General features: G+C 72.3%; 1 pseudogene. It reads right to left on the bottom strand.

Annotated features, from left to right (window positions below):
* Positions 1 to 203, bottom strand: a pseudogene (locus ACNAW0_RS30840) (GGDEF domain-containing protein); the annotation flags it as partial.
* Between the last annotated feature and the right edge of the window lie 89 nt (positions 204 to 292).

Here is a 292-nt window from a genome sequence, read left to right as displayed (position 1 = left end):
GCGACGCACGGGCGGTGCGGGGTGAGTTGTTCCCAGCCGGCGGCGAGGCCGGCCCGGTTCGCGAGGCCGGTCAGTGGGTCGCGGAGGGCGGCGCGTTGGAGGGCGGCGACCTCAAAGCGGGCGGCGGAGAGCCGGTACTGGTCCCAGCAGAACAGGATGAGCCCGCCGACCAGGAACAGGCCAGAGAAGAGGTGTTCGGTCATCGGGTGGCCTCCTCGCTGGCGATGGTGGTGAGTCGGGCCTGCATGTCGGCCAGGGCGGCGCGGACCCGTTCGATCCGCTGCTGCGGGTT

It is taken from the genome of Micromonospora sp. SL1-18 (genome assembly GCF_047921505.1).
GTDB lineage: Bacteria > Actinomycetota > Actinomycetes > Mycobacteriales > Micromonosporaceae > Micromonospora.
This window is presented reverse-complemented; position numbering and strand designations above follow the sequence as displayed.